The following is a 13,478-nucleotide window of genomic DNA, read 5'->3' as shown; positions in this document are numbered from 1 at the left end:
ACATCCTCTCCGGGGGGGCCCCCCCCGTCCGGAGGTTTCCATCTCAGGAAACCACACCAACACCGAGTGTCCCCTAAAAGCCGATCGGGTCTTCCCCCCGGGCCGGGTGGGTCCGGGTCAGTGCTTCCCGGCGTCCTTGACCTTCTCCACGGCCTGCTTCAGGTCGCTCTTGGCCTGCTCGCCCCGGCCCTTCGCCTCGATGGTGCGGTCACCGGTCGCCTTGCCGGCGGCCTCCTTGATCTTGCCCTCGACCTTCTCACCGGCGTTGCGCAGCTTGTCGTCGGCACCCATCGTGTCGCTCACTCCCTCTCGTGGAGTCCGGCTCTCTCGTGGACTCGGGCGACGCTCGCCCCGACCGGCGTCTGCCCGGTTCGCCCGGTTCCACACCCGGTGGTGCCGGGTTCGTCGCGGAACCCGGTGCCGAAGGGTCCGTCGCGGGCCCGGTGGTGCCGGATTCGTCGCGGGCGGGAGTGTCGCGACGCCCGGCAGGTGTGACCGGGCCGGAGCCGGGCAGGCGCGAACCATGCCCGAGGCGCAGGTGAGAAGGGGGCCCGCCGCCCCCGGGGCGTCGGTTCGGCCGGTTCCCGACGACCGGTCGTCGACCGGCGTCCGCGCGCTCGCCCGTGCCACGCGCCATGATGGTCGGGACGGCCCGCCGCCGTCCGGACCCGACCGGGAGCCAGCCATGCGGAGGCCAGCCGAGCAGCCCACCCGAGGGGCGGGGGAGCGGGTCCGGCACGCCGCCCCCGGTCACGGCCGGGTGGACGGCGTCGGCCGCACGACGGCCGACGGCACCGGGCGGATCGCCGCCGGGCCGCCCGCCCCGGGCCTCCGCGACTCCCCGGGGAGGTCGGGATGAACCGCTCCCCGAGTGGCCCCGTTCCCGACCGGTCCGGCGTTCCGATACCCCCCGGCCGGGGGCCCGCACCCGAGTACTCCGAGCGTCTCCTGCTCGACGGCGGCGAGGGCGCGGTGCGGCGCTGCCGCGAGTTCAGCCGTCGGATCCTGGAGGAGTGGCACTGGCTGCCCGCCGACGACGAGGAGCAGCGTGCGGTGACCGAGGACGTCCTGTTGATGGTCTCGGAACTCGTCACCAACGCCTGTCTGCACGCCCCGGGCGGCCCTCGGGAGCTGCGGCTGAGCTGGAACGGCGAGCGGCTGCGGGTCGAGGTCGTGGACGCCAGCCCGGTTCCGCCGCGGGTCCGGCCGGCCATCGTCCCGGGGCGGCCCGGGGGGCACGGCCTGCGCATCGTGGGCCGGCTCGCGAGGGCCTGGGGTTCGCTGCCCGCGGGCCGCGGGAAGCTGGTCTGGCTCGAAGTGCCCTCCCCGCTCGGCCAGCGCGTCCGCGGCGGCTGACCCGGGCGGGGACGGCTGTGTGGTGGCAGCGCCGCGTGCTCCGGGCCTGCACCCGCCGGTAGGCGATCACGCGGCAGGCGGGTGCCGTGACCGCCCCGTGGATGCGTCGCGGAGGTTCCAGTCGGGACCTGGTGCGGACACCGACCGGTGCTCAGGCCTGCGGCGGGGGCGGCGGGTTGTCGAGGAGGAGGTCGTGGCCGACGTCGGTGAGGGCGTGGCGGACCTGCTTGCCCTCGCGCTGGGTGGCGATCAGGCCGGCCGCCCGCAGGGCCGTGGCATGGGCGGAGGCGGAGGGCGGGGTGACGCCGAGCCGCTGGGCGAGCTCGGTGGTGGAGCAGGCGCTGCCGGCGATGGCGCGCAGGACGCGGGCCCGGGCGGGGCCGAGCACGGCGGCGAGGCCGTCGGCGGCCGGGGTCCGGGCCGCGGGCTCGGCGGCCGGGGCGGCGATCGGGTGCAGCAGCAGGCTCTGGCGGTCCGGCTCGGCCAGCAGGCTGATGCTCCGCTGGACGAAGTAGTTGGGCCGCAGTTCCAGGCCCCGGCCGCCGAGTTCGAAGGAACCCTCCAGCTCGCCGAGGGTGCACTCCAGCACCCCTTCGTCCCGCCAGACGGCCTTCGGGTGGAGCGTGCCGAGCATTTCGCCGATCCCGGAGCGGGCGGCGGTGCGGGCCCGGACGGCGATGTCGGCCTCCAGGGCACGGCGGATGTCGGGCCAGTCCGGGGCGAGGCAGGCCTGGAACAGCGCCCAGGCGCCGTCGCTGACCTCGCGCAGGCCCCGGCTGCCGTCGTCGCGCAACCGGGCCAGGGCGGCCGGGAGTCCCAGGCGGTCGCCGAAGATCGCGACACCCTCCTCCACGGTCTGCTGCGGGACGGAGAGGAGCGCGTCGAGCTCGTCGGTCAGCTGGCGGCGGACGGCGTCGAGGTCCGCCACCATGAAGTCGGGGATGCCGATCGGGCTCGCGTTGACCACTTCGAGGAAGCGCACGGCCCGGTGGGGCACGTGGCGGCGGGCGTCCCGCCACCAGCGTTCGCTGCGCGACCCGTTGCCCTGGTGAACGCCCATCCGGGCCGAACCGGCCAGCAGATGGTCGAGCGGGGATATGACGAACCGGGTCCTCGCGAGGTCCGCGACCCCGAACCTCAGTGCGATCACGAACCTTCCTCCGGCTCCCCGCAGCCATCCTGACCTGCCGCGTTGTTGACTATTAGGCTCAGAGGCTAATGCATGGCCGTCCGGCCGCCCCCATTGGCATGCTCTCTCTCGTCGGCGCGACTGAGGCCCGCTCCGGCCCCCACCACGAGGGGAGTGGGGGCCGGAGCACGATCCTCGACCGGGCGTTCGCCGAACCGAGCGCCCGGTGTCGCCCGGCGGAGCGGTCACGACGGCCAAGACGGCCGCGATCTGACGACCCGCCCGCCCCTAGGTGCTCTTCGCCGCGCCGACGGTGCTGAGCGGCGCGGCCAGCGACTCCAGGCTGCGCCCTTCGGCCCGGACCCCGATCGCGGCCTCGACCAGCCCGGCGGCGGTCATCAGGGCGGCGCCGATGCAGAACGCGAGGGTCGTGTCGGACACCTTGCCGCTGCTCACCAGCCCGTTGAACAGCAGCGGCCCGCTGATGCCGCCCACCGCCGTGCCGACGGCGTAGAAGAAGGCGATGCACATCGCCCGGGTCTCCAGCGGGAAGATCTCGCTGACGGTCAGGTAGGCCGAGCTCGCCCCGGCGGAGGCCAGGAAGAGCACCGCCGTCCAGCAGGCCGTCATGCTGACCGCGGAGAGCGAGCCCTGTTGGAAGAGGGCGGCGGTGCCGAACAGCAGCAGGCCGGAGCCGATGTAGGTGCCGGCGATCATCGGTTTGCGGCCGACCGAGTCGAAGAAGTGGCCGAGCAGCAGCGGGCCGAGGAAGTTGCCGACCGCGATCACCGCGAAGTAGTAGCCGGTGTCGCCCTCCGGCACCTCGAAGTACTTGGTGAGGATGACCGCGTAGCCGAACGTCACCGAGTTGTAGAGGAAGGCCTGGCCGATGAAGAGCGCGAGGCCCAGCACCGTGCGGCGCGGGTAACTGCCCACCACCGTACGGGCGATCGTGATGAAGCCGAGCGGTCCGCGCTCGCGGATGCGGATCGGGTCCCCCTCGACCGGCGGCAGGGCGCGGCCGGTCTCCTCCTCCACGATCCGTTCGGCCTCGGCCACCACCTCCTCCGCCTCCGCGGCGCGCCCGTGGGTGAACAGCCAGCGCGGGCTCTCCGGGACGTGCCGGCGCACCAGCAGGATCACCAGGCCCAGCACCACGCCGATGGCGAAGGCGAGCCGCCACCCGACGTCGGTGGCGAACAGCGCGGTGTTCAACAGCGCGATCGAGGCGAAGGCGCCGAGCGCCGCGCCGATCCAGAAGCTGCCGTTGATGATCAGGTCGATCCGGCCGCGCACCCGGGCCGGGATCAGTTCGTCGATCGCGGAGTTGATCGCCGCGTACTCGCCGCCGATGCCGAAGCCGGTGAAGAAGCGGCAGAGGAAGAAGAACCAGGCGCTCCAGGAGAACGCCGTGACGGCGGTGGCCACCAGGTAGACGGCCAAGGTGAGCATGAAGAGCTTCTTGCGCCCCAGCCGGTCCGTCAGCCAGCCGAAGAACAGGGCGCCGCTGCACGCACCCGCCACGTACACGGCGGCCGCGACGGTGGTCACCTGGGTCGTCGAGATGCTGATGCCGCTGCCCTGCTCGGCGAGCCGGGCCGCCATGTTGCCGACGATCGTGACCTCCAGACCGTCGAGGATCCAGACGGTCCCCAGGCCGATCACGATCCGCCAGTGCCAGCGGGACCACGGCAGCCGGTCGAGTCTGGCCGGCACGTCCGTCTCGATGACCTCGTCACCGGGGGAGTCCCCGGTCTGCGGTGGCTGTTGCGACCTCTTCGCGGACGCCTTCACCGAGTCGGCCATGACACTCTCCTCCTACGCCGGAACGGGACGCCCCCGCGTCTGCCCGGCTCTCCGGCGATCACACGGGCCGACCCGCGTCCGCCGGACCCGGCCGTACTCCCGGGCCCCGACACGCCGTTGGCGGCCCCTCGACGGAGCCGCCAACGGCGTGTCGGGGCCGGGCGGTCAGCGCTCCGGGAAGCGGTGCCGCTCCAGCAGGCGGGCGAAGCCGTCCCAGAAGTCCTCGTCGGCCCGCTCCCCGGGGCCGCGGACGGCGACCCCGGCCAGGTCGGTCGGATCGCCGGCCCCGGCCGCGCGGACGAGCCCGGCGCCCGATCCGAGGACCGCCACCGGCTTGCCGTGCCGCAGCGCCTCGGTGACGAACCGTACGGCGTCCGGATCGGCGGTGAGGTCGGTGCCGGTGCCGCCCGGCACGATCACGGCGTCGTAGAGGACGCCGGTGCCGTCCGGTACCACCACGGCGTCGTAGAGGACGGACGCGGTGGTGGGCAGCGGGCGGTCCACCACGAGGCGGCCGCCGTCCCGCGCGGGCAGTTCGCCGCCGTGTGCGGCGAGGGTCTCCACCGTGGCGCCGCGGGCACCCAGGTGCTCGTGCGCGGCCCGCACCTGGTCGGCGTCCGCGCCGGGGCCGACCAGCACGGCGACCTTGCGGGTGCGGATGCCGGAGCCGCGCAGGTGCTCCAGGCTCAGCGCGGGGGAGACCAGCGGCCCGGCCGCGCCGGCGTCCTCCTGCGCCGGCGCGTCCAGCTCCGCCGGCTCCGGCTCGGGCACGCCGATCCGCCGGGCGACCTCCGCGGCCAGGACGGGGTCGACGTGCACGAGGTTGCCGACGGTGCGCCGCCGCACCTCCTCTTCGACCACCTTGCCCAGCTCGAACGCGAAGGCGGCGGTGATGTGTTCCTGCTCCCAGCCGGTCATGCTGCGCCAGAACAGGGTGGCCTGGCTGTAGTGGTCGGCGAAGCTGGGGCTGCGCCGCCGGATCGTCCGGCCGTCGACCCGCTCCTGGTAGTGCTGGAAGACCCCCTCCGGCAGCCGGCCGCCGCCCATGGTGAACGGGCAGCCGCCTCCCACGGAGTTGGGCGAGTAACCGTGACCCGGGTGGATGGTCTGCTGGCCGTGGCCGTCGCGGTGGTTGACCCGGACGTCGGCCAGCGGCCGGTTGACCGGCAGCTGCGAGAAGTTGGGGCCGCCCAGCCGGATGAGCTGGGTGTCGAGGTAGGAGAAGTTGCGGCCCTGGAGCAGCGGGTCGTTGGTGAAGTCGATACCGGGGACGATGTTGGCGGTGTGGAAGGCGACCTGCTCGGTCTCGGCGAAGAAGTTCTCCGGATTGCGGTTCAGGACCATCCGCCCGACCGGCCGGACCGGCACGAGCTCCTCCGGCACCAGCTTCGTCGGATCGAGCAGATCGAAGGGGAACGCGAACTCGTCCTGCTCCGGTATCAGTTGGACGCCGAGCTCGTACTCCGGGAAGTCGCCGTCCGCGATCGCCTCCCACAGGTCGCGGCGGTGGAAGTCCGGGTCGCGTCCGGCGGTGAGCTGGGCCTCGTCCCAGACCTGGGAGTGCGTTCCGAGCAGCGGCCGCCAGTGGAACTTCACGAAGGTCCCACGACCGTCGGCGTTCACCAGGCGGAAGGTGTGGACGCCGAAGCCCTGCATCATCCGGTAGCTGCGGGGGATGGCCCGGTCGGACATCGCCCACATGAGCATGTGGGTGGACTCGGGCTGGAGCGAACAGAAGTCCCAGAAGGTGTCGTGGGCGGAGGCGCCGGTGGGGATCTCGTTCGGGGCCTCCGGCTTCACGGCGTGCACGAAGTCGGGGAACTTGGCGGCGTCCTGGATGAAGAACACCGGCATGTTGTTGCCGACCAGGTCGTAGTTGCCGTGGCGGGTGTAGAACTTGGTGGCGAAGCCGCGGACGTCGCGCACGGTGTCGGCGGAGCCGCGCGGGCCCTGGACGGTCGAGAACCGGACGAAGACCGGAGTGCGCCGGCCGGCCTCCTGGAGGAAGTCGGCGCAGGTGAACTCGGCGAGCGATGCGTAGGGTTCGAAGAATCCGTAGGCGCCCGCCCCGCGGGCGTGCACCACCCGCTCGGGGATCCGCTCGTGGTCGAAGTGGGTGAGCTTCTCCCGCAGCTGGAAGTCCTCCAGCAGGGTGGGCCCGCGATCGCCGACCGTCAGCGAGTTGTCGGTGTCGTCGACCCGCACGCCCTGGTCGGTGGTCAGCGCTCCGTTCGGGTCAGGAGCCCGGGCGGCGTCCAGCGCGGCGTCCTTGGCATCGCGCCCGTGCTCCACGGGCGGCCCCGGATTCGGGGTGCCGGTGACGAGGGGCGCGTGGGGGCGGTGCTCGGGAGGTCCGGGGTTGATCGTCATGGCACGCTCTCCGTCCTGGAAGGGGCCGGACCGCCGCTCTCCGGGCGCCCGGCCTGGGTCGGCGGTGCGGCTGCCCGATGGACGGGAGCGCAAACCGGGCGGCGCGCGCCCGGGCCCCGGCCCGGCGGGGGCTCAGCGGTCCCGGTCCCTCTGGTGGGCGTGACGGCGCAGCACCGAACGGGGGAGGACGAGCCAGCAGACGCAGAACCACGCCAGCGCCGCGCCGCTGAGCACCCAGGCCGCCGGTGAACTGTCGGTGGCGGTGCGCAGGAGCAGCAGCAGCGCGGCCGAGATGGTGAGGGCGAGCAGCACCAGGCCGAGGCCGATGAGCCGCCCGGCGACGTGGATGAGCTCGGGCTTCATGCCGTGGCCGGACATGAAGCGGTGGAACGCCACGGGGGCGATGAGCGTGCCGGTGGCGAAGGCGCCGAGCAGGACGGTGGCCACGTAGAGGTGCTTGTCGAAGTCCGGCAGTGTCGCGAAGCGGGGGGTGAAGGCGGTGGCGAGGAGGAAGCCGAAGAGGATCTGGGCGCCCGTCTGGCAGACCCGCACCTCCTGCAGCATCTCGTTCCACAGGCGGTCGGCACGCTCTTCCGGAGTCTCGTCACGCCCCCGGGCCGGTCGGTCGTGGTCTGCGGTCATCGGCGGGTCCCCTGCGGCGGTCGGGGCCGGGCGCCGACGGGGCGGCGCAGCGCGGCGAACGGGTATCGGCGGCCGGTGTGCCCTCGGCGGGACCGGCGCCGCACCCGTCTGCCCAGTCTGGCGACGGCCACGCGGGGGCGCCACCGGGAGCGGCGGCCCGGCCCGGGCGGGCGGCGGAAACCCGCCGGTCGGCGCTCACAGGCCAGGAGCGACTGCGTCCGGGCGCCGCGGCCGCGGCCTCCACCGGCCGGGTTTCGGCCGGCCCCGACGGGTCAGACGAGAGCGCGGGGAGTTTCTCCCGGTCCCCCCGCCGGCGAGTCGAGCTGCGAACGGAGCCCAACAGATGAAGGTCTCGGACTACATCCTCGAACGTTTGCGGCAGTGGGACGTCGAGCACGTCTTCGCCTATCCCGGTGACGGCATCAACGGCCTGCTCGCCGCCTGGGGCAGGGCCGACGACAAGCCGCAGTTCGTGCAGGCGCGGCACGAGGAGATGGCCGCCTTCGAGGCCGTCGGCTACGCCAAGTTCTCCGGCCGGACGGGCGTGTGCGCCGCGACCTCCGGCCCGGGCGCGATCCACCTGCTGAACGGCCTCTACGACGCCAAGCTCGACCACGTCCCGGTCGTCGCGATCGTGGGCCAGACCGACCGCAGCGCGATGGGCGGCTCCTACCAGCAGGAGGTCGACCTCCTCTCGCTCTACAAGGACGTCGCCTCCGCCTACTGCGAGATGGTCACCGTCCCCGAACAGCTGCCCAACGTGCTGGACCGGGCGATGCGCATCGCCGCCACCAGCCGCACCGTCACCGCCGTGATCGTCCCGGCCGACGTCCAGGAGCTCGACTACGAGCCGCCGGCCCACGCCTTCAAGATGGTGCCCTCCAGCCTCGGCGTCGGCCGGTACGCCCCGGTGCCGTCGGACGCGGACCTCGCCCGCTGCGCCGAGATCCTCAACGCCGGCGAGAAGGTGGCCGTCCTGGTCGGCCAGGGTGCCCGGCGGGCGCGCGCCGAGGTCGAGCAGGTCGCCGGGATCCTCGGCGCCGGGGTGGCGAAGGCGCTCCTCGGCAAGGACGTGCTGCCGGACACACTGCCCTACGTGACCGGCTCGATCGGCCTGCTGGGGACGCGGCCGTCCTACGAGCTGATGCGCGACTGCGACACCCTGCTGGTGATCGGCTCCAGCTTCCCGTACACCCAGTTCCTCCCCGAGTTCGGCAGGGCCAGGGCCGTGCAGATCGACGTCGACCCGTCGATGGTGGGCCTGCGCTACCCGTTCGAGCTGAACGTGGTGGGGGACGCGACGGAGACCCTCAAGCGGCTCATCCCCCTGCTGGACCAGAAGACGGACCGGTCCTGGCGGGAGACGGTCGAGGAGAACACCGCCCGCTGGTGGGAGGTCATGGAGCGGCGCGCCGCCGTCTCCGCCGACCCGCTCAACCCCGAGCACGTCGTGCACGCCCTCGACGCCCTGCTGCCGGAGAACGCCATGATCGCCGCGGACTCCGGGTCCGCCGCCAACTGGTACGCCCGCCACCTGCGGATGCGCGGGACGATGCGCGGCTCCCTGTCGGGCACCCTCGCCACCATGGGCCCCGGGGTCCCCTACCTGATCGGGGCGAAGTTCGCCCACCCGGACCGCCCCGCCATCGCCATCGTCGGGGACGGCGCGATGCAGATGAACGGCCTCGCCGAACTGATCACCGTCGCGAAGTACTACCAGCAGTGGTCGGACCCGCGGCTGATCGTCGCGGTCCTCAACAACCAGGACCTCAACCAGGTCACCTGGGAGATGCGGGCCATGCAGGGGGCCCCGCAGTTCGAGGCCTCCCAGCACCTGCCGGACGTGCGGTACGCCGACTTCGCCGTCCAGCTCGGCCTCTACGGCACCCGGGTGGAGAAGCCCGAGGACGTCGAGCCGGTGTGGCGCCAGGCGCTCGCCTCGGAGCGGCCGTACGTCATCGACTTCCGTACCGACCCGGCCGTGCCGCCGATCCCGCCGCACGCCTCGCTCGACCAGATCACCGCCGCCGCCTCGGCGGTCCTCAAGGGTGACAGCGACCGCGGGTCCATGGTCAAGCAGGGCCTCAAGGCGAAGATCCAGGAGTTCCTGCCCGGTAGCGGCAAGGAGTGAGCGCGATGACCGAGGCCCCGGCCGCACGGCACCTGCCCGGGCTCGTGCCCCGCGCGGTGCACGACGTACGCCACGGCCGCTTCGAGCGGTCCCTGTCCCTGCTGATGTCGGGCGGCGCCCTGGTGACGGCCGCCGAGATCTACCTGGAGCACGACCGCGCGAGCTTCGGCAACCGCGTGATGTGGTGGCCGGTCGTGCTGGGGCCGCTGGCCGCCGCGGCGGGGGTGGCGGGATTCGCCAGCGAGCGCGCCGCGCACACCGTGCTGCCCGTGATGTCGGCGGCCGTGGTGGCCAACGGCCTCCAGGGCACCTACCTGCACGCGCGGGGCGTCGCCCGCAAACCCGGGGGCTGGGCGATGGCCCGCTACAACGTCGAGATGGGACCGCCGCTGTTCGCACCCCTCCTGGTGACGATGGTCGGGGGAATGGGCCTGCTCGCCGCCGTCCTGCGCCGGGAGCGGTGACCGTGCCCGCGCGCCGCCGGCCCGCCCGCCGGACCGTCCCCTCCGGCGAGGCGGGCCGGCGCTTCCCCGGCTTCGACGTCCTGGACCAGTCCGACGCCTGGGATCCGGCGACCGCCGCCACCGTCCATCAGCGCCTCCAACTCCAGCCCGACCTGCGGTACTTCACCCCGACGGAGGAGGCCTGCGCGGCCGCCCTGCTGGACCGGCTGCTCGCTCAGGACGGCCCGCCGGAGCGCCCGAAGGTGCCGGTCCTCCAGATGATCGACGCCCGCCTCGCCGAGGCCCGGACGGACGGCTGGCGGTACCGGGACATGCCCGAGGACGGGGAGGCCTGGCGGGCCTCGCTGCGGGCCCTCGACGAGGACGCCGCCGACCGGTACGGCGCGCCGTTCGCGGCGCTCGACCCCGACCGGCAGCGCACCCTCGTCCAGGCCGTCCAGGACCTGCGCGGCAAGCCCTGGCACGGCATGCCCGCGGCCCATGTGTGGAGCCTGTGGACCAGGTACGCCTGCACCGCCTTCTACGCCCACCCGTGGTCGTGGAACGAGATCGGCTTCGGCGGGCCGGCCTACCCGCGCGGCTACGCCCGCCTCGGCGTGGGGGCGCGCGAACGCTGGGAGCACCCGGACGCGGACCCCGCCGACCCGGCCGGACCCGCTCCCGGGGGAGGCGGCGCCGACGACGGCCCCGCCGATCACGGCCCCCACGCCCACAACACCGCCGACGACAGCCCCGCCGACCGAAAGGACAGGACGTGAGCCGACGTCTGGAAGCGGTACGGTCCACGCTGGCCCTCACGGCCGGATCGCAGCAGGAGATCCGGGACCGCAACGCCTCCGCCTGGCTGCTGCCGGACGACGGAAGCCGGTTCGACCACGCGCTGATCGAGAACATGCGCCGCTTCGACGACACGGACGAGGTGGACCTGGTCATCGTCGGCTGCGGCGCCGGCGGCGCCACCCTCGCCCAGCGGATGGCGCACGCGGGGTGGTCCGTGGTCTGCCTGGAGGCCGGGCCGTTCTGGGATCCGGACACCGAGTGGGTCAGCGACGAGGCCGGCTCCCACCACCTCTACTGGACGGAGCCGCGGGTGATCTCCGGGCAGGACCCGGTCCCCATGGGTTCCAACAACTCCGGTCGCGGCGTCGGCGGTTCGACCGTGCACTTCGCCGGATTCGTACCCCGCCTGCACCCCAGCGACTTCTCCACGCTCACCGACGACGGCGTCGGCGCCGACTGGCCGATCCGCTACGAGGACCTGCGCCCGTCCTACGAGCGGATCGAGCAGGAACTCCCCGTCGCCGGGCAGTACTGGCCGTGGGGCGACCCGCACGCCTACCCGCACGCCCCGCACCCGGTGGGCGGCAACGGCGAGATCTTCCTGCGCGGCGCGGCCGCCGCCGGGATCGAGGCCCGGGTGGGCCCGGTCGCCATCACCAACGGCCGGTTCGGCAACCGCCCGCACTGCGTCTACCGGGGCTTCTGCCTCCAGGGCTGCAAGGTCAACGCCAAGGGTTCCGCCTTCGTCACCCACGTCCCCGACGCCCTCGCGCACGGCGCCGAGATCCGCACCGACGCCATGGTCACCGCGATCGAGACCGACGCCGACGGCAGCCGCGCCACCGGGGTCCGCTATCTGCGCCGGGGGCGCGAACACCTGCAGCGCGCCCGGACGGTGGCCGTCGCCGGGTACGCGATCGAGACCCCGCGGCTGCTGCTCAACTCCGCGAACCGGCGCTTCCCCGAGGGGCTCTGCAACGACCACGACCTGGTCGGCCGCTACGTCATGGTGCAGGGCGCCCCGCAGACCGCCGGGCGCTTCGCGGAGGAGATCCGCGCGTACAAGGCGCCCCCGCCGGAGGTCTCCTCCGAGGCCTTCTACGAGACCGACCCCGGCCGCCCCTACAAGCGGGGCTTCGCCGTCCAGACCGTCTCCCCGCTGCCGATCACCTGGGCCGAGCACGTGGCGGCCCAGGGCCACTGGGGGCACGACCTGCGCCGCTACCTCCAGGACTACATCCACTGGGCCACCCTCGGCGCCCTGTGCGAACTCCTCCCGCAGCCCGACAACCGCGTCACCCTCGCCACCGAGAAGGACCGCCACGGCCTGCCGGTGGCCGACTTCTCCTACACCCAGTGCGACAACGACCGGGAGGTGATCAAGGCCGCCCGGTCGACCATGGAGGAGATCCTGCGGGCGGCCGGCGCCACCGAGGTCATCACCATCGAGCGCTACGCCCACCTGGTCGGCGGCTGCCGGATGGCCGGGGACGCCGAACACGGCGTCGTCGACGCCGACCTGCGGAGCTTCGCGATCCCCAACCTGCTGATCACCGACGGCAGCGTGCTGCCCACCCAGGGCTCCGCCAACCCGGCGCTGACCATCATGGCCCTCGTCGACCGCGCCGCCGGGCGGCTGGCCGCCGGAGCCCGGTCCGGGCTGCGCGCACCCGCCGGGAGGAGCGCCCGATGACCGACCCCGACGGACCGCCGCTGGAGCGGATCGACGTCCAGGTGCTGACCGTGCCCACCGACGCGCCCGAGGGCGACGGCACCCTCGCCTGGGAATCCACCACCATGGTCCTCGTGCACGCGCACGCCGGGGGCACCACCGGCACCGGCTGGACGTACGGCGCCGCCGCCACCGCCGACGTGATCAGGGACGAACTGGCCGGGGTGGTCACCGGGCGGTCCGTCCTCGACGTCCCCGCCCGCAACGAGGCGATGACCCGGGCGGTGCGCAACGCCGGCCGCCCCGGCCTGGTCGCCGGCGCGATCTCCGCGGTGGACATCGCCCTGTGGGACCTCAAGGCCCGGCTGCTCGGACTGCCGCTGGTCCGCCTGCTCGGCGCCGCCCGCACCGAGGTGCCGGTCTACGGCAGCGGCGGCTTCACCACCTACGACGACGCGCGGCTGGCCGACCAGCTGCGCGACTGGGCGGACCGGCAGGCCGTCCCCCGGGTCAAGATCAAGATCGGCGAGTCCCGCGGCACCCGCGAACAGCGCGACCTGCACCGCGTCGAGCGGGCCCGGGAGGTCATCGGCGACGCCGCCGAACTGTACGTGGACGCCAACGGCGCCTACACCCGCAAGCAGGCCGTACGGATCGGCCGCACCCTCGCCGGGCTGGGGGTGAGCTGGTTCGAGGAACCGGTCTCCTCGGACGACCTGTCCGGGCTGGCGCTGGTCCGCGACGCCCTCACCGCCGACGTCGCCGCGGGGGAGTACGGCTACGACCTGCCCTACTTCGCCCGGATGATCCCGGCGGTGGACTGCCTGCAGGCCGACGCCACCCGCTGCGGCGGCCTCACCGTCTGGCTGCGGGCGGCGGCCCTCGCCGAGGCGCACGGCCTCCAGCTCTCCGGCCACTGCGCGCCGCACGTCCACGCCCACGCCGCCGCGGCCGTCCCCAACCTCCGCCACCTGGAGTGGTTCCACGACCACGTCCGGATCGAGAACCTGCTGTTCGACGGCGCCCTCGACCCCCGCGGCGGGGCGCTGCGCCCCGGCGCGGACGGCGCGCCGGGCCTCGGCCTCACCCTGCGCGCCGACCGCGCCGAGCAGTACCGCACCGGCTGAG

The 13,478-nt window shown here is 73.7% G+C and carries 11 protein-coding genes; 6 read left to right on the top strand and 5 right to left on the bottom strand.

Annotated elements, in window-relative coordinates; genetic code table 11:
• Positions 1-117: 117 nt before the first annotated feature.
• Positions 118-303 carry a CsbD family protein gene (locus ACZ4UX_RS32460; protein ID WP_329485648.1) on the bottom strand — a complete coding sequence of 62 codons (186 nt, stop codon included), beginning with the start codon at positions 301-303 and terminating at the stop codon, positions 118-120.
• A gap of 552 nt (positions 304-855) precedes the next feature.
• On the opposite strand from ACZ4UX_RS32460, the gene ACZ4UX_RS32455 reads away from it, so the two are divergent.
• Positions 856-1,356, top strand: coding sequence for an ATP-binding protein (locus ACZ4UX_RS32455; protein ID WP_465605933.1), 501 nt, complete (start codon positions 856-858; stop codon positions 1,354-1,356).
• Between the two features lie 151 nt (positions 1,357-1,507).
• Here the strand turns inward: ACZ4UX_RS32455 and ACZ4UX_RS32450 are convergent, their stop codons facing one another.
• From ACZ4UX_RS32450 to ACZ4UX_RS32435, 4 genes are all read right to left on the bottom strand, one after another.
• Positions 1,508-2,506, bottom strand: a complete 999-nt coding sequence (locus ACZ4UX_RS32450; protein ID WP_465709253.1) for an ArsR/SmtB family transcription factor — start codon at positions 2,504-2,506, stop codon at positions 1,508-1,510.
• Between the two features lie 267 nt (positions 2,507-2,773).
• On the bottom strand, positions 2,774-4,291 hold the full coding sequence (locus ACZ4UX_RS32445; RefSeq protein WP_465709252.1) for an MFS transporter: 1,518 nt from the start codon (positions 4,289-4,291) through the stop codon (positions 2,774-2,776).
• Positions 4,292-4,456: 165 nt separating this feature from the next.
• Positions 4,457-6,661 (bottom strand): catalase, encoded by a 2,205-nt coding sequence (locus ACZ4UX_RS32440; RefSeq protein ID WP_465709251.1) that lies wholly within the window; start codon positions 6,659-6,661, stop codon positions 4,457-4,459.
• Between the two features lie 132 nt (positions 6,662-6,793).
• Entirely contained in the window at positions 6,794-7,303 is a 510-nt protein-coding gene (locus ACZ4UX_RS32435) for a DUF6328 family protein (RefSeq protein ID WP_465709250.1), read from the bottom strand.
• A gap of 343 nt (positions 7,304-7,646) precedes the next feature.
• Between ACZ4UX_RS32435 and ACZ4UX_RS32430 the strand changes: the two genes are divergently transcribed.
• Genes ACZ4UX_RS32430 through ACZ4UX_RS32410 form a run of 5 tightly spaced genes read left to right on the top strand, consistent with a single transcriptional unit; the run spans position 7,647 to position 13,477 of the window.
• Positions 7,647-9,434, top strand: a complete 1,788-nt coding sequence (locus ACZ4UX_RS32430) for a thiamine pyrophosphate-requiring protein (protein ID WP_465709249.1) — start codon at positions 7,647-7,649, stop codon at positions 9,432-9,434.
• 5 nt (positions 9,435-9,439) lie between these two features.
• Positions 9,440-9,898 carry a hypothetical protein gene (locus ACZ4UX_RS32425; RefSeq protein WP_380391563.1) on the top strand — a complete coding sequence of 153 codons (459 nt, stop codon included), beginning with the start codon at positions 9,440-9,442 and terminating at the stop codon, positions 9,896-9,898.
• Positions 9,899-9,900: 2 nt separating this feature from the next.
• Positions 9,901-10,656, top strand: a complete 756-nt coding sequence (locus ACZ4UX_RS32420) for a gluconate 2-dehydrogenase subunit 3 family protein (protein ID WP_465709248.1) — start codon at positions 9,901-9,903, stop codon at positions 10,654-10,656.
• Entirely contained in the window at positions 10,653-12,371 is a 1,719-nt protein-coding gene (locus tag ACZ4UX_RS32415) for a GMC family oxidoreductase (RefSeq protein ID WP_465709247.1), read from the top strand. The genes ACZ4UX_RS32420 and ACZ4UX_RS32415 overlap by 4 nt, the downstream gene beginning before the upstream one ends.
• Entirely contained in the window at positions 12,368-13,477 is a 1,110-nt protein-coding gene (locus ACZ4UX_RS32410; protein WP_465709246.1) for an enolase C-terminal domain-like protein, read from the top strand. Before ACZ4UX_RS32415 ends, ACZ4UX_RS32410 begins: the two co-directional genes overlap by 4 nt.
• The last annotated feature ends 1 nt before the right edge of the window (position 13,478 follow it).

It is taken from the genome of Kitasatospora sp. NPDC028961 (assembly GCF_055564815.1).
Note: the sequence above shows the minus strand (reverse complement) of the source record. Positions and strands in the feature narration are given on the sequence as shown.